Source organism: Paenibacillus pedocola (assembly GCF_031599675.1).
GTDB lineage: Bacteria > Bacillota > Bacilli > Paenibacillales > Paenibacillaceae > Paenibacillus_AQ > Paenibacillus_AQ pedocola.
The window spans coordinates 3,817,151-3,837,013 of sequence record NZ_CP134223.1 but is presented as its reverse complement, the minus strand read 5'-3'; the positions used below and the strand labels follow the sequence as shown (position 1 = coordinate 3,837,013).

Genomic DNA, 19,863 nt, shown 5'->3' with positions numbered 1-19,863 from the left:
TTGGAAAAAATCGTATTATCAAACGGCCTGCGAGTGGTGACAGAGAAAATTCCCACCGGCCGATCCGTTTCCTTTGGAATCTGGGTCAAAACAGGCTCCCGCAATGAGAACCCCTTGAATAACGGGATTTCTCATTTTATTGAACATATGCTGTTTAAGGGCACTGACCGCTTCAGCGCCAAGGATATTGCCGAGCAGTTTGATGCGATTGGCGGCAACGTCAATGCGTTCACCTCGAAGGAATATACATGCTATTACGCAAAAGTGCTGGATGAGCATCTCCCGATTGCTGTGGATGTTCTCTCCGATATGTTCTTCCGTTCACGCATGGACGCCGAAGAATTGGCGAAGGAGAAGAATGTTATCCTCGAGGAGATCTCCATGTGCGAGGATACGCCGGACGATCTGGTCCATGACCTGATGTGCGCAGCCGCTTACGGGGAACACCCGCTTGCGTATTCAATTCTTGGTCTTAAGGAACGCCTGCTGGCAATGACGCCCGATGATCTGCGCGCCTATATGAAGGCTCAGTATACTATCGAAAATACGGTGATCAGCGTAGCGGGCAACATCGATGATAACCTGACCGGGCTGCTGGAGCGTCATTTTGGTTCTTTTGACAATCACGGCGAGGCTGCTGCGCTGACAGCACCTGAATTCCATGGAGAGCTGCTGTTCCACCGCAAAAAAACGGAGCAGAACCACATCTGCATATCCCTGCCGGGAGTTCAGAGCGGCGGACCGCTGCAATATCCGATGGTGCTCTTAAACAACGCTATTGGCGGTGGCATGAGCTCACGCCTGTTCCAGGAGATCCGGGAGAAGCGCGGACTGGCTTACTCCGTGTATTCTTATCATAGCTCCCAGGCGGACAGCGGCCTGTTCACCGTGTATGCGGGGACAGCGCCGAAGCAGACCAAAGAGGTTACGGAGCTGATCAAGGAAATGATGCATGAGCTTGCTGTAAAGGGCATCAGCGAAGATGAGCTGAGAAAAGGCAAGGAGCAGCTCAAAGGCAGTCTGATTCTAAGCCTGGAGAGCACCAGCAGCCGGATGAACCGGATCGGTAAAAACGAGCTGATGCTTGGAAGACATGATACACTGGATGACATGATCAACAAAATCGGGCGTGTAACGATGGATGATGTGAACCAGCTGCTGGATCAAATGTTTGCTGAACCTCTCGCACTGGCGATGGTCGGCTCCACAGATAAAGCGATTGCCAATGTTAGGAGAGATGATCTTGTCTTATTACGTTCAAATTAACAAGCTTCCGGGAAATGAGGATGTGCTGCTGCCGCGCAAAATGTCGGAGCAGGCATCCGGGTATGATTTGTATGCCTCTGTAGCCGAGCAGGTGGTGCTTGCTCCGGGTGAACGTGCACTGATCCCTACGGGAATCGCCCTGGCGATGCCGGACGGGCTGGAGGCACAAATCCGCCCGCGCAGCGGCCTGGCCTTTAAGCATGGCATCACCTGCCTGAACACACCGGGCACCATCGATGCTGATTACCGGGGGGAAATCAAGGTACTGCTGATTAACCTGGGTCAGGAGCCTTTTGCGATTGCCCGCAATGAGCGGATTGCCCAGATGGTCTTCCAGGCTGTTCCGTCTGTGACACTGGTCGAAGTTGAAGAGCTGTCTGAAACCGAGCGTGGTGCCGGCGGCTTTGGTCATACAGGGAAGTAAAGTGATGCAGTTCTAAATTTTTATACTAAAAGCTTGCGGATCATCCGCCCCAAACCGGGCGCAATCCGCAAGCTTTTTTTATTTTCGGACGGATGTACCTTCATACACATCTGCTCCGGCAATCCTGCAGCTTCTAGGTTTGCCCTCCCGCACGCTACCCGGGATATTCGCCCAGGAATTATTCTCCGCTCATCACCCATCCGCCGGACCCGGCATAAGATGCTCTATAGTCGATAGTGTATGTGGAAAGGAGCGTCATCCCTATGCTTACTGGCATCAGGATCGTGTTCCTGGGCGGGGACGCGAGACAGCTTGAAGTTATTCGAAAATGCGTGGAAATGGATGCGACGGTAAGCGCCGCCGGATTCGAAAAATGGGAAGCCCCTAGCCCGGGGGTGAACCTGGCACAGCTGTCACCCGAGCTGCTCAGCAGTGCGGATGTACTGGTGCTGCCTACGGTAGGATGTGACGAGGAAGGGAATATCAACGCGCTGTTCTCCACCGGACGCCTGCAGCTGCTGGATGAGCATGCTGCAGCACTCCCGCAGGGCTCAACCGTATATACCGGTATGGCCAAAAGTTATTTGCGCAGTCTGTGCGCTAAGTATTCCTTGAAGCTCGTAGAGCTGCTGAACAGGGATGATGTAGCGATCTATAATTCCATTCCGACAGCGGAAGGCGCACTAGTCATGGCCATTCAGAATACCGATTTTACGATCCATGGTTCCGTATCGATGGTGCTGGGCATGGGCCGGACCGGATTTACGATGGCAAGGGCATTGCAGGGATTAGGCTCTACTGTAAAAGTGGGTGTGCGGAAGCAGGATCACTATGCCCGTGCGGAAGAGATGGGCTGGAAGCCCTTTATGACCGGTGAGCTGCTGCAGCAGGTGACGGATACCGACCTGATCTTTAATACCATACCGAGCATGATTATCACGGCGCAGGTGCTCTCCAGAATACCTAAGCATTGCGTCATTATTGATTTGGCCTCAGCTCCGGGCGGCTGTGATTTCCGGTATGCGGAGAAGCGGGGAATCAAGGCTATGCTTGCACCCGGATTGCCAGGGATCGTAGCCCCGAAAAGTGCCGGGATGATTATGGGAAGTGCGCTGGTACAGTCGATCTCGGAGGAGACTTTAAACAAGGGGGACCAATAAATGGATTGGCATGGAAAAACAGTAGGTTACGCCATCACCGGCTCACACTGCACGTTTGCTGAGGTGATGCCGCAGATTCAGCGGTTTATGGACGGAGGGGCCAATGTGGTGCCGATTGTTTCGGCATCAGTGCTGAACACGGACACACGCTTCGGCACATCGGAAAATTGGCTAAAACAGTTGAAAGATATAACGGGGAATGATATCATTTCTACAATTGTTGAAGCGGAACCGCTGGGTCCATCCAAGCTGCTCGATGTGCTCACCATAGCTCCTTGCACAGGGAATACAACGAGCAAACTGGCTAATGCGATGACTGACAGCCCTGTACTGATGGCAGCCAAATCGCAGATGCGTAATGGCCGTCCGCTCGTGCTGGCGATCTCCACCAATGACGGTCTGGGCCTGAACGCAGCGAATATTGCGAAGCTTCTGGTAGCCAAACATATTTATTTTGTACCGTTCGGCCAGGATAACCCCGAAGGCAAGCCCAATTCGCTTGTAGCGCGCATGGAACTCATTCCCGAGGCCTGCTACGCTGCCCTGCAGGGCAAACAGCTGCAGCCGATGATTATCGAACGGTTTCATTCAGCATAGCATGAAAGTCTGCCAGAGCAGACCTGATCATAGGCTTCCAATCTGCCGTCCTCATTCTGGGGGCGGTTCAACACTTTTTTCAGCAATCCCGGAAATGGAATGGTAATTTGAGAGGAGCGTCATCCCTATGCTGACTGGCATCAGGACCGTGTTCCTGGGCGGGGACGCAAGACAGCTTGAAGTGATCCGCAAATGTGTCGAAATGGATGCTATCGTCTATGCCGCCGGGTTTGAAAAATGGGAAACCCCTATTCCAGATGTCAAGCTGGAGCCGCTCTCGCCGGAACTGCTGGGCTGCGCGGATGTACTCGTGCTGCCGGCGGCGGGCTGTGACGAAGAGGGGAACCTGACCGCGGCGTTTTCTTCCGGCCCCATTCGGCTGCTGGAGGAACATTTTGCAGCGCTGCCAACAGGCTGTACGGTGTATACTGGTATAGCCAAAAACTATTTGCGCAGCCTGTGCGCCAGCCATTCGCTGAGACTGGTTGAATTGCTGAGCCGGGATGATGTGGCAATCTACAATTCTATTCCGACCGCAGAAGGCGCGCTGGTTGTGGCCATTCAGAATACCGATTTTACCATTCATGGTTCGTGCTCGGTGGTGCTTGGCATGGGCAGAATCGGGTTTACGATGGCCAGAACGCTGCAGGGACTGGGAGCCCGTGTCAAGATGGGAGTCAGCAAGCCGGAGCAATACGCGCGCGCAGAGGAGATGGGCTGGAAGCCCTTTAGGACTGATGCACTGCTGGAGCAGGTGAAGGAAGCTGATCTCATCTTTAATACCATACCGAGTATGATCCTTACAGCTGAGGTGCTATCGAGAATCCCTAAGCATTGCATCATTATTGATTTGGCCTCTGCCCCCGGGGGATGTGATTTCCGGTATGCAGAGCAGCATGGGATCAAGGCCATCCCTGCACTGGGACTTCCGGGTATTGTTGCTCCGAGAACAGCTGGAATGATTATAGGGAGTGCACTGGTACAGTCAATATCGGACGAGGCTTTGCATAACCGGCTGTAAATAGTAAGGTTGGCAGTTTATTCTGTGTATCAAAGTATAGACCTGGCGTAACAAGAGCCGTTTCTTTGGATTTAGACAGTTCTTCTGCGCATCATCAGTGTGCTTGCTTAGAGAAGTAATGGAGGAATTATATAATGGGTATTTTAGTGCAAAAATTCGGCGGTACCTCACTTTCCACTCCGATGGCCAGAGAGCATGTTATCCGCCATGTCAAACGGGAACTTGCCAGCGGATTCAGCCTTGTTGTTGTAGTGTCAGCCATGGGTCGCAAAGGCGAACCTTATGCTACTGACACGTTGCTGGACTGGGCCGTGCAGAACGGAAATTCGCTGCCGGACCGAGAAAAGGACCTTCTGATGTGCTGCGGAGAGATCATCTCTGCAACTACACTATGCGGATTGCTGGAGCAGGAAGGCATCCGTTCGACCGTGCTGACAGGGGCTCAGGCGGGCTTTTTGACTGACAGCAGCTACGGCAATGCAAGAATTCTGGATGTGCGCACAGAACGGATTCTACGGGAACTGCGTGAGCATAAAGTAGTAATAGTAACCGGGTTTCAGGGTCAGACCGAAGCCGGGGATTTCACAACTCTTGGAAGAGGCGGCAGCGATACCTCGGCTACGGCCCTGGGAGCTGCACTTCGTGCGGATATGGTCGATATTTATACCGATGTAGATGGAATTCTCACGGCTGATCCGCGGATTGTGGAAGATGCAAAGCCGCTGACCTATGTCAGTTATACTGAAATCTGTAATATGGCATACCAGGGGGCTAAGGTCATTCATCCGCGTGCCGTGGAGATTGCCATGCAGGCCCAGGTTCCGGTCCGTGTGCGCTCTACGTTCTCCGAAGCGGAAGGAACACTGGTCACCCATCCTGAAGGGTTCAGTGACGTTTCCCACGGCATTGTAGACCGTTTTGTGACGGGTATCGCCTATGTAAGCAATATTACGCAAATATCCGTGGAATGTCCTGATGGGAACGGCACGGGAGTGCAGCTGCAGATTTTCAAGAGTATGGCCGACAGCGGTATCAGTGTGGATTTTATCAATGTAACGCCGTCGGAAGCACTATATACTGTAAATGACGACAAATCAGAGCAGGCGATCGCTGCGCTCCAGGAGCTGGGACTCCGGCCCAAAAGCCTGTCCGGCTGTGCCAAAGTATCGGTCATCGGCGGCGGTATTAACGGTGTGCCCGGAATCATGGCCCGGATCGTTGAAGCACTGAGCTCGCAAAATATTCAGATTCTGCAGTCGGCAGATTCGAATACCACTATTTGGGTTCTTGTGAAGAAGGAAGATATGGTGCAGTCGCTGCGTGCGCTGCATGCTAAATTTGAATTGCACCGCTGACAGGAGGAATTCAAAGTGGATTTCGGTAGACTAATCACTGCGATGGTAACACCCTTTGACGGGGATGGAGAAATCAACTGGGAAGCAACTTCCCGGTTAGTGGATTATTTGATTGAAGAGCAGAAATCCGAAGCACTGGTGGTTTGCGGAACGACCGGGGAATCACCCACCTTAACCGAAGAGGAGAAGCTGCAGCTGTTCTCTTATGTTCTGAAAAAAGCGGACGGACGCTGTAAGATCATCGCCGGAACGGGCAGCAATAGCACCAGACATTCCATACATCTTACGAAGGAAGCGGAGAAACTCGGCGTAGACGGAGTGCTTCTTGTCGTTCCTTACTACAACAAACCGAATCAGGAGGGGCTGTATCAGCATTTCTCGGCAATTGCTGCGGATACTTCGCTGCCCTGTATTCTTTATAATGTTCCCAGCCGTACAAGTGTTAGCATGAGCGCTGCAACAACGCTGAGGCTGGCTGAGATTCCGAATATCGTTGCCACGAAGGAATGTGTATCCGTGGATCAGATTACACTGATCGCAACATCTTGTCCTGATGATTTTCATGTGTATTCCGGTGATGATTCTGCAGGCCTGGCTACACTTGCCGTCGGCGGACATGGTATTATCAGCGTGGCCAGCCATGTGATCGGTGCGCAAATGTCAGAGATGATTAATGCTTTTCTCTCCGGCGATGTGCAGCGCGCAGGCGCGAAGCACCGTCAGCTGTTTCCGGTGTTCAAGGGGCTGTTTGAATGTCCTCAGCCGCTGCCTAACCCTGCTGCTGTGAAATACGCCCTCGGACTGCGCGGAATCGATGTAGGCTCTGTGCGGCTCCCCCTGGTGGGGCCGAATGAAGCAGAGGCCGCATTTATTGAGGCCCTGCTGAATTAGGCTTCGTATGTATAGCAAGAACTTATGCATTAGACCGGCATCCCGGAGGGATTGCCGGTTTTTTGTAATGAATAATTAAGGTTACCTAAATGACCTCAAAGCCTCTTTTTCTTCATTCCCCGATCAAACTTTTCCTCAAATAATGCCTGTATTTTAAGGAAAGAATAACGTTACGAAGCCGATGACTTGTCTTTTGCCAAAAAAATCATGTATAATGTTCTTAAGTGACTGGGTGCGGTTAATTAAATATGCGGTAATCTTCCGTCAATGTTTTTTTACATTGTGAGACAGGATAGGTCCTTGTATAAGTCTGTGCTATTGCTGCCGATTTTTCGCGCGAGGGGCGCGGCAGTGAAGGTTGACGGGTGATATCCGTTTCAAGAAGCTACTCACTGCTCGGGTTTCGGGATTTTTCGCATTGCGCAATTTTTCAGACTTAGGCGGAATATCCCTGTGGATTTGGAAGCTATCGGCAATTTGAACTATGTGTTCAGCGCCGCTGAAATATGGAGCTTAATTATTTGTAAATAAAAGTATGACGTCCAACATCATAGGAGGGTTAGATTCATTTGTCCAAAAAAAATAACAACGATAAATTGATGATTTTCGCTTTGGGCGGAGTCGGAGAAATCGGGAAAAACATGTATGTAGTTCAATACGGAAACGACATTGTGGTCGTGGATGCGGGACTGAAGTTCCCGGAAGAGGACATGCTCGGTATTGATATTGTTATCCCTGATATCTCGTACTTGACGGAGAACCGTGACAAAGTAAGAGGTATTGTACTCACTCATGGACACGAAGATCACATTGGCGGTCTTTCGTATGTGCTGAAGAATTTGAATGTTCCGGTGTACGGGACAAGACTTACATTGGGCCTTGTTGATAACAAGCTCAAGGAAGCCAATCTGCTTGGCGAAACCAAGCGGATTCTGATCAATGAAGATTCTGAGATTGAACTGGGAACTTCCCTGCGGGTTACGTTCTTCAGAACCAACCACAGTATTCCTGACTCAGTCGGCGTATGCATCGAGACACCGGAAGGCAATGTCGTTCATACAGGAGACTTCAAATTTGACCATACACCAGTCAACGGTCAATTTGCTAACCTGCACCGGATGGCGGAAATCGGGCAAAAAGGTGTGCTTGCACTTATGTCCGACAGTACCAATGCCGAGAAACCGGGCTTCACACCATCAGAGAAAAATGTCGGCATCGTGCTGGAGGATATCTTCCGCAAAGCCGATCAGCGCGTTGTAGTTGCTACTTTTGCATCGAACGTACACCGTATTCAGCAGGTGGTGAACGCCGCTGAATCCACTGGACGCAAGATTACAGTAATCGGACGCAGTATGGTGAATGTTGTCGCAATTGCTTCCGAGCTGGGATATTTGCACGTGCCGGACGGCATGCTGATTGAACCGGAAGAAATGAACAGAATGGCTGGCAACCGCGTGGTTGTGCTTTGCACAGGCAGCCAGGGCGAACCGATGTCGGCACTTACCCGCATGGCACGCTCCAGTCACCGCAAGGTGGACATTCTGCCGGGCGACACTGTTATCATTGCGGCAACTCCGGTTCCGGGCAACGAGAAATATGTCGGCCGTACAATTGATGAACTGTTCCGCCTAGGGGCCAACGTCATTTATAGCGGATCCAATTCCGGTGTTCACGTATCCGGTCACGGCAGCCAGGAAGAGCTCAAGCTGATGCTTAACCTGATGAAGCCGAAATACTTCATTCCGATCCACGGTGAATACCGGATGCAGCGCAGACATGCACTGCTGGCAGAATCCGTAGGGGTAGAATCCAGTAATATTTTCATCACAGAAATTGGTGAAATTGTTGAAATTCAGGGCGGAGCAGCGCGCAGAGCCGGTAAGGTTACAGCAGGCAACGTGCTGATCGACGGTCTGGGTGTAGGCGATGTCGGTAATATCGTATTGCGTGACCGTAAGCTGCTGTCCCAGGACGGTATCCTCGTGGTTGTTGTAACGCTGAGCAAGCAGAACGGAGCCATTGTCTCCGGACCGGATATCATTTCCCGCGGCTTTGTATATGTCCGTGAGTCCGAAGGGCTCCTGGATGAAGCTAACCGGATTGTTTCCGGCACGCTTCAGCGCCTGATGAGCGAGAAGGTCAATGAATGGGCTTCGCTCAAAACAAGCGTAAAAGATTCGCTCGGCCGTTTCCTGTATGAACAGACACGCCGCAGACCGATGATTTTGCCAATTATCATGGAAGTGTAAGAAGCTTGCTTCTTCTCAAAACATAAATAAGCAGGGCCTCCAAGCCCCTCTACCCCGGAAATATTGGACGGTTTCCTGGGGCGGAGGGGCTTTTTGGTACATTATTGAAATCAGCTAATTCAAGACGGTGTTCAGGCGGACATTTTATCGGGGGTGTCTGCATAAGGGGGTCCCTCAGAATGTCATACTAAGAAAAGTTAGTATGGCTGGCTGCAGCGGCTAGAAGCTGCAAGCGGAAAGGGTGAGCTGCATTGGAATATACGTATGGATCAAATATGAGCAATAACGAGGGAATTCAGCCGGAGGAGGTAAAACCTGCCTCTCAAGAACCAATTCTTCCCGGAACGGTCGGGGTACTGAAAGAATTGGGGCAGACGGTGGTCCCTAGCGGGGAGCCGGATATTTTCTGCATGACAATTATCGGCCAGATTGAAGGGCATTTCGTGCTGCCGCCGCATAATAAGACCACCAAATATGAGCATATCATTCCTCAGCTCGTTGCGGCGGAGCAGAACAAGAACATCAAAGGTCTTCTGATCATTCTCAATACAGTCGGGGGCGATGTGGAGGCAGGGCTGGCAATTGCCGAGATGATAGCTTCTTTATCCAAGCCTACTGTAACTGTGGTCATCGGCGGCGGTCATAGCATCGGTGTGCCTATCGCTGTAGCCTCAAGCTATTCGATCATTGCGGAGAGCGCCACGATGACAATTCATCCGATCCGTATGAACGGGCTGGTGATCGGTGTACCGCAGACGTTTGAGTATATGGAGCGGATGCAGGAGCGGATGGTCCGGTTTGTCACCTCTCATTCCCGGATCAGTGAACAGCAATTTAAGGATCTGATGTTCAAAACCGGTGAGCTTAACCGCGATATCGGTACAGCAGTTGGTGGGTATGATGCCGTTAAATACGGCTTAATGGATGAGGTAGGCGGGATAGGGGCTGCCCTGGCCCATCTTAATACTATGATTGCCGGCACGTCTGCTTCGAATGTATCCGGTGAGCTGATGCAGGGGGGGCTGACTCAATGACCTTGTACACAGTGCTGCCGCTGGAGCAGATTTTCGAGGGGGCTATCAGCACTGCTCAGCCGACGATGGAAGTGACCATTCAGGGAATGTTAATGCAAGTTGAGCAGCTTGAGAGCGGCCAGGCACGGATTGTAAGACTGCTTGGTTGTCCCTTAGAGAAGTATCTTGATCCGGCTTTTGCTCCTGGAACAGTTATAGATTTTAGTAAATAACCGATAACCAAAAAGATGTATTTTTTGACAAAAGAGAACATAGGTACGCCACGCCATTATATGGTATAATGTTGCCGGGGGTGGCTGGCGTGGCTAAACGAAAGAAGAAAAAGAAAAAAGCGCTGCTCGGCAGCGTTTTAAAATATGAGATTTACGGTATTATGCTTATTACGATTTCCGTAATTGCCTTATCCGGCGAAGCGGCTGTAGGGCGTTCTTTGTCCAGTATGGCAGGATATCTGCTGGGCAGATTTTATTTTGTGCTGCCGCTGTTCGGCATTATTTATGGTCTGATGGTGATGATCCACCGAAAATGGCCGTCCGGCTGGAACAGCCGTTATACAGGTGCAGTACTGCTTGTGCTGTCGTTATGCCTTATGAGCTCGATTTCAGCTATGCAGCAGAAGCTGGGACCCATATCGATGCTGCATCCCGGCAATGTATTGTCACAAATACATAATGATCTTTCCGGGGCACTGAAGCCTGGATCCAGCGACAGCAGCGTTTATATGCTGGGCAAGGACATTAGCGGGGGCTACATCGGGGCACTGGAGTTCGCGGCGCTGCTGTGGCTCTTCGGGACATTGGGTGCTAAGCTGATCATGATCGTGATGCTGGCAATCAGCTTCATGCTTGTAACGAATCTTTCCTATGTCGAGCTGTTTGCGCTGCTGCGGATCCGTTCGGTGAAGCTGGTGGAGGGCATAAGGCTGAAGGCCGCTAACCGTCCCGCAGCGGTTCCGGTTCCGCCCCGTTCTTCCAGAACCGGCAGAGCAGCGTTACCGCCACCTGCGGATGATGAGGATGATGAAGAGGACGAGCCGTCACTGCCGAGAAGAAGCCAGCCGCTATTCTTCCAGAGAATCGGAGGCTGGCTTAGCGGGACTTCCCGGACTGAGAATCACGGGGAAGAGAATCAGGAGGACGAGTCATCCGGTATTCTTTTGTCGGGTTCAGGTTCGCCTGGTCTTCCGGTTATTACAGGACTGGAAGCGGACAGAAGAAACGCTCATTCCGATGATCTCGGGCCCGATTTTCCGGAGGATGATCTGGAGCCGGTTACCCCTATTATCCGTGACTTCTTCGAACATATCCGTTCAGAAGGCTTAAGCGAAGAGGAACGGGATGAATGGGGCGAATTCTCTCCGGCCGCCCGCAGCAGTAGCCGGAGTCCTGGGATGCAGGGAAGTCCGGCAACAGTTCAGCCTGCTTCCGGTGAGGTTCTAGAGGAAGATGTGACTGTTGAGCTTGACGGGCTGCTTGCAACGGCTGAGAGTGGCGAACCGGTTCCGGCACCGCCGCTTCCGCCGCCGCCCAAGCCCTATAAGCTTCCGCCTTTCCGGCTGCTTGCCAAACCGAACAGCGGCGGTAAAGCGGGTGACCAGAACGATTATATGCAGACTGCCCGCAAGCTGGAAGCCACACTGGAAAGTTTCGGTGTCCGGGCCAAGGTGCTCGAAGTGGTGCGCGGACCGGCTGTTACACGGTACGAGATTCAGCCTGACATCGGTGTGAAGGTCAGCAGGATCGTCAACCTGACCGATGATATCGCTCTTGCGCTTGCTGCCAAGGATATCCGTATGGAAGCGCCGATTCCCGGCAAATCGGCGATCGGCATCGAGGTGCCTAACCCTGAAGTCTCCATCGTCACGATGCGTGAGGTGATGGAGACCCAAATTTTCCAGGATGCCGAATCGCGCTTGTCGATTGCCTTCGGCCGTGATATTTCCGGTCAGACGATCGTCGGCAATCTCGCTAAGATGCCCCATCTACTGGTTGCGGGTGCGACAGGATCCGGTAAATCCGTCTGTATTAATGGAATTATCACCAGTATTTTGTATAAAGCTAAACCGGATGAGGTTAAGTTCCTGATGGTTGACCCGAAGATGGTTGAGCTTAATGTATATAACGGTATTCCGCATCTGCTGGCCCCGGTTGTCACGGATCCCAAGCGGGCAAGTCTGGCCCTGAAGAAGATTGTAGTGGAGATGGAGAAACGTTATGAGCTCTTCTCCAAATCGGGGACTCGTAATGTCGAAGGCTATAACAATCTGATGAAGGACAACCCGGCTGCCATTCTGCCGTATATCGTCGTAATTGTGGACGAGCTTGCCGATTTAATGATGGTTGCGGCGAACGATGTAGAGGATGCCATCTGCCGGCTGGCGCAAATGGCGCGTGCCGCAGGGATTCATCTGATCATTGCCACTCAGCGGCCGTCAGTTGATGTTATCACAGGTCTGATCAAAGCCAATATTCCTTCTCGGATTGCCTTCGGGGTATCTTCGAACGTCGATTCACGGACGATTCTGGATATGCCGGGTGCTGAGAAGCTGCTGGGACGCGGCGATATGCTCTTCCTGCCGATGGGCGCCTCCAAGCCGGTCCGGGTACAGGGTGCCTTCATGAGTGATCAGGAAGTTGAAGCGATTGTGCAGTTCGTCAGCAGCCAGGGAGAAGCCGAATACGACGAATCCCTTGTTCCGGAGGTGGATGAAATGATCTCAGAAGATCAGGAGCCGCAGGATGAATTGTATGAACAGGCGGTTCAGATCGTATTGGAAGCGAAGCAAGCCTCTGTATCCTTGCTCCAGCGCCGTATGCGTGTAGGCTACACCCGTGCTGCCCGTCTTATTGATGCCATGGAAGCCCGTTCGGTTATCGGTCCTTACGAGGGAAGCAAGCCGCGTGAAGTGCTGATGTCACTTGAACAGTATCAGCATAACCGGATCAGCTCATAACAGTTTTTAGATAAAGCATCCTTCCTTTGCGGAAAGGGTGCTTTTTTGCTGCGTGGCGAAGATTTGTTCACCCGCAGAATTACCGTTCCGGCCAGTTGATGCATAGGATGTCCTCCCAGTCCTCATAATAACTTTAGCCATCCATGTTGAACTTACAAGAGAAAGGTAGAGCGACCCCAATGAGAAAACATAATCAGTGGATTTTTGCCTTACTGACCCTGGCACTGGCAGCCGCACCGTTTGCGGGGTTATTCTTTAAGGATCAAGGCGTTTATGCCAATCCCCAGCAAGCTGCATCTGTTATGACTGTTTCTGAGGAAGAGGTACTTCCGGCCTTTGGAACTACCCCGCTGAAGGTAGGCTCATCAGGCCAAGATGTTTATGAACTGCAAGGAAGACTGAAGCACCTGGGATATTACGCAGGCAAGATAGACAGCCAGTTTGGTACAAAGACGAAAAATGCGGTTACCTGGTTCCAGTGGAAATTTGGAATTAAAGCTGATGGTGTAGTCGGGGCAAAAACAAAGCTGAAGCTGTACAATGCCACCAAAGCCTGGAAGCCGACAGAGCCTTCAACCACTACAGCTAAAAAGAATGCTGCCAACAGCAACACAGCGGCAGCCGATTCCGGTAAAAAGAATACAACAGCAGAGCTGTCTTCAGGCAATACGATGGGCTTATCCGAAAATGACCTGAAGATTATGGCCAATGCTGTATATGGTGAATCCCGGGGTGAACCGTTTGAAGGCCAGGTGGCGGTTGCTGCGGTTATTCTGAACCGGGTGAAATCTCCTAGCTTTCCGAATACGCCTTCCGGCGTAATCTTCCAGCCTGGAGCCTTTACGGCCGTAGCTGACGGTCAAATCTATCTGGAACCAAATGAGCAGGCCCGTAAAGCAGTTCAGCAGGCGCTTAACGGCTGGGACCCTTCCGGCGGATGCCTGTATTATTTTAATCCTAAAACGGCTACCTCAAAATGGATCTGGTCCCGTCCGCAGGTCAAAACAATCGGAGAGCATATTTTCTGCATGTAGGAACTGAAGCAGATGCAGGCCCACCCTTAGCTGTTCACAATGCATAAACCGACCAAGAGCAACCGGTACGCTTTCTTCCGGTTGCTTCCTTACTTTGGAATGGTTTAGAATGGATAATACTTCATAAACTTGTTGTAAAGCATCTATCCACGCCGTAAAGGAGTTTTGGACTTGACAAATAATGGATTTCAACATGGCAACGCTGCCGGTATGCGTATCCACGTATTGCCGACAAAGGCGTTTAAGACATTCGCCATCTCTCTCTATGCCGGTGTGCCGCTTGACGAGAGCACGGTGACATCAACGGCACTCGCCCCCTTTGTCCTACGTAGAGGTACGGCTACATATCCGGAAACGACACAATTCCGTGAGCGGCTGGAGGAGCTGTACGGAGCCGGATTCGGTTTCGACATCTACAAACGGGGGGACTATCAGATTGTCCAGTTCCGGATGGATACGATCAATGATTCGTTTGTGCAGAGCAAGGAGAGTCTGCTTGGTGAATCGTTTGCTTTTCTCGGCGAGGTGCTGACCCGCCCGCTGCTGGAGAATGGAAGCTTCCGTGCCTCCTATGTTGCAACAGAGCGGGAAACCGTGCGCAAGAAGCTGGAAGCGATCGTAAACGACAAAATCCGTTATGCCGCCGAGCGCTGCATTGAGGAAATGTGCAATAAGGAGCCTTACCGTCTGCATCCGCTTGGACAGAGAGCGGATCTTGACGGAATCACTCCAGAGAACCTGTATGAGTCGTATACTGCGTGGTTAAACGGTGCGATTCTTGATTTATATGTGGTCGGGGATACAACGCCGGAAGAAGTCGAGAAGCTGGTTAACCTCCATTTCGGTCGTGCCCACAAGCAGAGTGAATCTTATACCTCTAACTTTAAACCGGTTACTGTACAGGAAGTCCGTACGGTGGAAGAGAAGCTGGACGTTAATCAAGGCAAGCTGAACATGGGGCTTCGTACCTCAATTACCTACAAAGACGACAGATATGCTTCTGCACTGATGTACAACGGGATCCTGGGCGGTTATCCGCACTCCAAACTCTTTGTCAATGTACGTGAGAAAGAGAGTCTGGCCTATTATGCTTCGTCCCGATATGACGGGCATAAGGGCATCGGTACCATCCAGTCGGGAATTGAAACCCAAAATTACGGGAAGGCCGTTGACATTATCCGTAAGCAGCTCGATGAGCTGAAAGCAGGAAATATCAGTGACCTCGAGCTGAGTCAGACTAAGGCGATGATCCGTAATCTGCTGTCTGAAATTCAAGACTCCGCATTTGAACTGATCTCGTTCGATTTCAACCGCCAATTGTCCGGAAAAGACCGTTCTGCCCAGGAGCTGCTTGCAGAGGTGGACGGCATCGGCGCGGAAGAAGTGAAGGCGGCTGCCGACACCTTCCAGCTTGATACGATTTATTTCCTGACAGGGAAGGGGGAATAGCAGTGAAAGAAATCCATTACGATAAACTGCAAGAAACGCTTTATCACGAGGTTATGGATAACGGTCTGCAGGTCTATGTGCTTCCTAAGCCAGCCTTCAAAAAAACCTACGCCACGTTTGCAACTAAATACGGCTCGGTAGACAACCATTTCAAAGTGGCTGGCGGGGAAGAGACAACTGTTCCTGACGGTATTGCCCACTTCCTGGAGCATAAGATGTTTGAGGAGCCGGAAGGCGACATTTTTGCCACATTTGCTTCTAATGGCGCATCGGCAAACGCCTTTACCAGCTTTGATCAGACCGTATATTTATTTTCGGCTACCGAAAATATTGAAACCAATCTCACTACGCTGGTTGATTTCGTGCAGCGCCCTTATTTCACGGATGAAAATGTGGAGAAGGAAAAGGGGATCATTGGCCAGGAAATCAATATGTACGCAGATAATCCGGACTGGCGCGTATACTTCGGTCTGATCGAAGCGATGTATGCTAAACATCCGGTGCATATTGATATTGCCGGTACAATCGATTCGATAGCTACCATCACCAAAGAAACCCTGTATACGTGCTACAACTCCTTCTATCATCCCAGCAATATGCTGCTCTTCGTTGTTGGCGGTGTAGATCCTAAACAGGTGTTTGAGCTAATCCGCAACAACCAGGCAGCCAAGTCTTACGATAAGCAGGGCGAAATCACCCGTATTTTCGAAGAAGAACCCGTCCAGGTTGCGGAGAAGCATCAAGAAAGCCGGCTTGCAGTGTCCATGCCGAAATGCCTGTTCGGATTTAAAGAAAAGGTGGAAGGCTTGACCGGGGAAGCGGCGGTACGGCGTGACCTGATTACCAAATTGATGCTCGATCTGCTGCTTGGAAGCAGCACAGCGCTATATCAGAAGCTGTATGATGAAGAATTGATCTCCGACAGCTTCGGGCATGAATTTAACAGTTCCCCGCAGTATGCTTTCTCAGCGATTGGCGGAGATACCAAAGACCCCGGTCTGCTCCTGGAGCGGATCAAAGAAGAAATCAATGCGGTTCTTGAATCCGGATTTGCAGAGAAGGATTTTGAACGGGCACGCAAAAAGAAAATCGGCGGATATCTGCGGATGCTGAATTCACCGGAGAGTATTGCCCACGAATTCACACGTTACCAGTTCCGCGGCGGCGACCTGTTCGAAGTGCTTCCAATCTATGAATCAATTACGCTGGATGAGGTCAATACCCGTCTGCATGACCATGTGGACTGGGAACAGCTTGCCGTGTCGCTTGTGGTGAGTCCTTAATGGCCTTACCGGGAGAGAGCAGCAAACCTATAGGGGAAATGACAGTGCTCATTACAGGGGGCAGCGGGGGGATCGGCGGAGCAATCGCTGAACGCTTTGCTTCTGTCGGGATGAACATTGTCATTCATTATATGCATTCGCATGAAGCGGCAAATGATGTAGCCCGGCGCTGTCTGGCGCTGGGAGCCAAGGTAATGACAGTGGCTGCGGACATGAAAGACCGCAGCCAGCTTTTGCGTATGGCTGAAAGGCTGGAAAGCAGCGGCATGCTTCCGGATATTCTAGTCAACAATGCCGGAAAGGCGCATTATGGCATGCTTGCTGATGTGACGGAGGAAGAATGGGACGAGGTTATGGCGGTCAACTTAAAGGGGACTTTTTTGTGCAGCCAGATCTTTATGCCCTACATGATCTCCCAGCGGTACGGCCGGATTATCAATGTATCCTCCGTCTGGGGGATATCCGGCGCTTCCTGTGAGGTGGCTTATTCCGCCAGTAAGGGCGGAGTGAATGCTTTTACGAAGGCGCTGGCCAAGGAGCTGGCTCCATCAGGGGTAACGGTGAATGCTGTGGCTCCCGGAGCAGTCAACACAGCCATGCTGAACAATCTGCAGGAAGATGAGCTGCGGATGCTGGAGGATGAAATCCCGGCTGGCCGTCTGGCTTCACCGGAGGAAGTGGCTTCGCTTGTTTATTTTCTTGCCCTTCCGGAATCCGGCTATATCACGGGTCAGGTAATTAGTCCGAACGGCGGCTGGATTACATAATACCCGGCTTGGGTTGGAGAAATGCTCCAGCATAAGAAGAATACGTACGAGACATATTAATACTGTTGCTTTTAAATCATCACGTAAGGCGGCTGTCACCTGAATCAGGCGGGCGGACCGTAAACATGAAGGAGGATTTAAGATGTCAACAGAAACCGTAGTGAAGAACTTTGATACATGGAAGAGCTTTTTGGGTGAACGGGTCATTCAGGCTGAAAAAATGGGGATGAGCGATGAAACCATCACCAAGCTGGCTTTTGAAATCGGGGAATTCCTCGACAAAAAAGTCGATCCGGGCAACTACTCTAACCGTGCGATCAAAGAGCTGTGGGATGTCGGTACGGACGATGAGAAGCACACCATTGCTGGGCTCATGGTCAAGCTGGCGAAGAAAAACGCATAGGCATGCGGAACAAGCTCCCCTCGCGGGAGCTTTTCTGCAATTATTACAGCAGTGACCTTGCCTTTCATTTTCATTTTATATATCATTAACATGACCCGTGACGGGAAAAGGAATCTATGAGGTGCAAATCAGTGGAATATAAACAGTGGTATATGGAGTACAAGATACATAAGAACAGACCCGGTCTGCTTGGAGATATCGCTTCGATGCTCGGAATGCTGGAAGTCAATATCCTGACCATTAACGGTGTGGAAGGCAAAACCCGCGGAATGCTGCTTGAAACAAGCGATGATGAAAAGATTATGCTGATGGGTGAAATGCTCAAAAAAGTGGATAATATTACGGTTACGGCGCTGCGTTCTCCACGTCTTGTGGATAAGCTTGCCGTCCGTCATGGACGATATATTGACCGGGATTCGGATGACCGCAAGACATTCCGCTTTACCCGGGATGAGCTGGGGCTGCTCGTGGATTTCCTTGGCGAATTGTTTAAAAGGGAAGGCAATCAGGTTATAGGACTAAGGGGTATGCCGCGTGTAGGTAAGACAGAATCTATAATCGCCGGCAGTGTCTGCGCACAGAAGCGCTGGACATTTGTATCTTCGACCCTTTTGCGTCAAACTGTGCGCAGCCAGCTGGCTGAGGATGAAATGAATCCGCATAATGTCTTCATTATTGACGGCATTGTAAGCACAATCCGCTCTAACGAGAAGCATTACAATCTGCTGCAGCAGGTTATGGGTATGCCGAGCACGAAGGTGATTGAGCATCCGGATATTTTTGTACGGGAATCCGAGTATACCTTTGACGACTTCGATATCATTATCGAGCTGCGCAACAACCCTGCGGAAGAGATATTGTACGACTCGTTTACGACGAGCTACAGTGATGATCTATAACTTCAAAAACTAAGCATGTGCTTCCGGAGTGAGTTTTGTACGAAGCTCATCAAGGAAGACCAAACATTCAGGAGGTGATGGTATGTCGGAACTGGGCCGGCATTTGAAGGAGGCACGTCTGCAAAAAGGGATGAGTCTTGACGATGTCCAGGAAGTAACGAAAATCCGTAAGAAATATTTAGAAGCCATCGAAGCGGGGGATTATAAGGTGCTCCCGGGAAGTTTTTATGTCCGGGCATTTATCAAAACCTACGCGGAAGCGGTCGGAGTCAATCCGGACGAGCTGATGGAGGAGCACGGCAATGTGCCGGCGGCTCCTGTGGATACAACGATGGAGACTGTTATTCAGAAACGCAGCCGCAGACCTGAAACCGAACGGAACGCGAAGTGGCTGCCGACAGTTCTGATGTGGACTTTCCCCGTGTTGATTATCGTAGTGATTTATTTGTATGCCTCTTCCAACATGGACAAGGCTGATCCTGAGAAGGTGGATTCAGCTAATTTGACGAATGAGCAGACGGATCCTTCCAAGATTCAGCCTTCGCCAACGGCAGCGGGCGGCGGGATTGTCGGGGGCGAACCTACGGCTTCGGATGGTGCCGTGGCGGGTGAAGCGACAGCCACAGCTACTGTAGCTCCCACAGCTACACCAATTCCTTCGCCGTCTAATTTGCCGGTTACGGTTACGGAGGACCGCAAATCGGGCAAAACGACGATTTTTAAAGTGACTGCTCCTACAGGCAGTGCTGTACAGGTAGAGATTGCTGCTACCGGTGTAAGCTGGCTTGAAGTATACAAAGGCGAGAATTCCAAAGGTGAGAAACTCAGCTTCGGGAATACCGCTGCAGGCGACACTATGAGCTTTACACTTGGTACCGAAGGAATGTATATCAAATCCGGATATTCTCCTGCGACAAGTATTACGGTGAATGGACAGGCAATTACAGACGGCAAGACCTCATCCCGGCTGCTGCTGGAACTGGATGACGGCACCTCCGCCGGCACTGATAATGCAGAGGCTACAAACGCAGGAACGGATGGCGCTACTGAAGGTGACAGCAGCAATACAGGTGAATAA

At 51.1% G+C, this 19,863-nt stretch carries 18 protein-coding genes; all 18 read left to right on the top strand.

Translation table 11 applies throughout. The features are described 5' to 3' along the window. The 18 genes from QU597_RS16845 (at window position 1) to QU597_RS16760 (ending at window position 19,863) form a co-directional block, all read left to right on the top strand. Window positions 1–1,266: a M16 family metallopeptidase gene (locus QU597_RS16845; protein ID WP_310829058.1), complete on the top strand. Its 1,266-nt coding sequence runs from the start codon at window positions 1–3 to the stop codon at window positions 1,264–1,266. After that, a complete protein-coding gene (gene dut / locus QU597_RS16840; protein ID WP_310829057.1) occupies window positions 1,244–1,690 on the top strand; it encodes a dUTP diphosphatase in 447 nt (148 codons plus the stop codon). Before QU597_RS16845 ends, dut begins: the two co-directional genes overlap by 23 nt. A gap of 263 nt (window positions 1,691–1,953) precedes the next feature. Then, on the top strand, window positions 1,954–2,850 hold the full coding sequence (gene dpsA, locus QU597_RS16835) for a dipicolinate synthase subunit DpsA (protein ID WP_310829056.1): 897 nt from the start codon (window positions 1,954–1,956) through the stop codon (window positions 2,848–2,850). Continuing rightward, window positions 2,851–3,447 (top strand): dipicolinate synthase subunit B, encoded by a 597-nt coding sequence (locus QU597_RS16830; RefSeq protein ID WP_054941035.1) that lies wholly within the window; start codon window positions 2,851–2,853, stop codon window positions 3,445–3,447. Window positions 3,448–3,574: 127 nt separating this feature from the next. After that, window positions 3,575–4,468 (top strand): dipicolinate synthase subunit DpsA, encoded by an 894-nt coding sequence (gene dpsA / locus QU597_RS16825; protein ID WP_310829055.1) that lies wholly within the window; start codon window positions 3,575–3,577, stop codon window positions 4,466–4,468. Between the two features lie 134 nt (window positions 4,469–4,602). Continuing rightward, the gene (gene dapG, locus QU597_RS16820; RefSeq protein ID WP_236330933.1) at window positions 4,603–5,823 is read left to right on the top strand and encodes an aspartate kinase; all 1,221 of its coding nucleotides are present in this window, start codon (window positions 4,603–4,605) and stop codon (window positions 5,821–5,823) included. Between the two features lie 15 nt (window positions 5,824–5,838). Continuing rightward, on the top strand, window positions 5,839–6,714 hold the full coding sequence (dapA, locus tag QU597_RS16815) for a 4-hydroxy-tetrahydrodipicolinate synthase (protein WP_310829054.1): 876 nt from the start codon (window positions 5,839–5,841) through the stop codon (window positions 6,712–6,714). A 569-nt stretch (window positions 6,715–7,283) separates the two neighbouring features. Beyond that, window positions 7,284–8,963, top strand: a complete 1,680-nt coding sequence (locus tag QU597_RS16810; protein ID WP_236330926.1) for a ribonuclease J — start codon at window positions 7,284–7,286, stop codon at window positions 8,961–8,963. A 275-nt stretch (window positions 8,964–9,238) separates the two neighbouring features. After that, complete coding sequence (locus tag QU597_RS16805; protein WP_310833344.1) at window positions 9,239–9,997, top strand: ClpP family protease; 759 nt, start codon at window positions 9,239–9,241, stop codon at window positions 9,995–9,997. Then, window positions 9,994–10,209 carry a YlzJ-like family protein gene (locus QU597_RS16800; RefSeq protein ID WP_310829053.1) on the top strand — a complete coding sequence of 72 codons (216 nt, stop codon included), beginning with the start codon at window positions 9,994–9,996 and terminating at the stop codon, window positions 10,207–10,209. The genes QU597_RS16805 and QU597_RS16800 overlap by 4 nt, the downstream gene beginning before the upstream one ends. A gap of 89 nt (window positions 10,210–10,298) precedes the next feature. After that, entirely contained in the window at window positions 10,299–12,950 is a 2,652-nt protein-coding gene (locus QU597_RS16795) for an FtsK/SpoIIIE family DNA translocase (RefSeq protein WP_310829052.1), read from the top strand. 179 nt (window positions 12,951–13,129) lie between these two features. After that, complete coding sequence (gene sleB / locus QU597_RS16790; protein ID WP_310829051.1) at window positions 13,130–13,984, top strand: spore cortex-lytic enzyme; 855 nt, start codon at window positions 13,130–13,132, stop codon at window positions 13,982–13,984. A 210-nt stretch (window positions 13,985–14,194) separates the two neighbouring features. Continuing rightward, complete coding sequence (gene yfmF / locus QU597_RS16785) at window positions 14,195–15,433, top strand: EF-P 5-aminopentanol modification-associated protein YfmF (RefSeq protein ID WP_310833343.1); 1,239 nt, start codon at window positions 14,195–14,197, stop codon at window positions 15,431–15,433. A 2-nt stretch (window positions 15,434–15,435) separates the two neighbouring features. Beyond that, window positions 15,436–16,716, top strand: coding sequence for an EF-P 5-aminopentanol modification-associated protein YfmH (gene yfmH, locus QU597_RS16780; protein WP_310829050.1), 1,281 nt, complete (start codon window positions 15,436–15,438; stop codon window positions 16,714–16,716). After that, window positions 16,716–17,483: an elongation factor P 5-aminopentanone reductase gene (gene ymfI, locus QU597_RS16775; protein ID WP_310829049.1), complete on the top strand. Its 768-nt coding sequence runs from the start codon at window positions 16,716–16,718 to the stop codon at window positions 17,481–17,483. The genes yfmH and ymfI overlap by 1 nt, the downstream gene beginning before the upstream one ends. A gap of 142 nt (window positions 17,484–17,625) precedes the next feature. Further along, window positions 17,626–17,886, top strand: a complete 261-nt coding sequence (locus QU597_RS16770; RefSeq protein WP_054941027.1) for a DUF3243 domain-containing protein — start codon at window positions 17,626–17,628, stop codon at window positions 17,884–17,886. 131 nt (window positions 17,887–18,017) lie between these two features. Further along, the gene (locus tag QU597_RS16765) at window positions 18,018–18,785 is read left to right on the top strand and encodes a DUF3388 domain-containing protein (protein WP_082451853.1); all 768 of its coding nucleotides are present in this window, start codon (window positions 18,018–18,020) and stop codon (window positions 18,783–18,785) included. An 82-nt stretch (window positions 18,786–18,867) separates the two neighbouring features. Continuing rightward, a complete protein-coding gene (locus QU597_RS16760) occupies window positions 18,868–19,863 on the top strand; it encodes a helix-turn-helix domain-containing protein (RefSeq protein WP_310829048.1) in 996 nt (331 codons plus the stop codon).

What these genes read in the sequence shown, in the direction of transcription:
- dpsA (WP_310829056.1), top strand. Translation starts at nt 1,954, where the DNA reads ATGCTTACTGGCATCAGGATCGTGTTCCTGGGCGGGGACGCGAGACAG.
- QU597_RS16830 (WP_054941035.1), top strand. Translation starts at nt 2,851, where the DNA reads ATGGATTGGCATGGAAAAACAGTAGGTTACGCCATCACCGGCTCACAC.
- dpsA (WP_310829055.1), top strand. Translation starts at nt 3,575, where the DNA reads ATGCTGACTGGCATCAGGACCGTGTTCCTGGGCGGGGACGCAAGACAG.
- dapG (WP_236330933.1), top strand. Translation starts at nt 4,603, where the DNA reads ATGGGTATTTTAGTGCAAAAATTCGGCGGTACCTCACTTTCCACTCCG.
- QU597_RS16805 (WP_310833344.1), top strand. Translation starts at nt 9,239, where the DNA reads ATGAGCAATAACGAGGGAATTCAGCCGGAGGAGGTAAAACCTGCCTCT.
- QU597_RS16800 (WP_310829053.1), top strand. Translation starts at nt 9,994, where the DNA reads ATGACCTTGTACACAGTGCTGCCGCTGGAGCAGATTTTCGAGGGGGCT.
- sleB (WP_310829051.1), top strand. Translation starts at nt 13,130, where the DNA reads ATGAGAAAACATAATCAGTGGATTTTTGCCTTACTGACCCTGGCACTG.
- yfmF (WP_310833343.1), top strand. Translation starts at nt 14,195, where the DNA reads ATGCGTATCCACGTATTGCCGACAAAGGCGTTTAAGACATTCGCCATC.
- ymfI (WP_310829049.1), top strand. Translation starts at nt 16,716, where the DNA reads ATGGCCTTACCGGGAGAGAGCAGCAAACCTATAGGGGAAATGACAGTG.
- QU597_RS16770 (WP_054941027.1), top strand. Translation starts at nt 17,626, where the DNA reads ATGTCAACAGAAACCGTAGTGAAGAACTTTGATACATGGAAGAGCTTT.
- QU597_RS16760 (WP_310829048.1), top strand. Translation starts at nt 18,868, where the DNA reads ATGTCGGAACTGGGCCGGCATTTGAAGGAGGCACGTCTGCAAAAAGGG.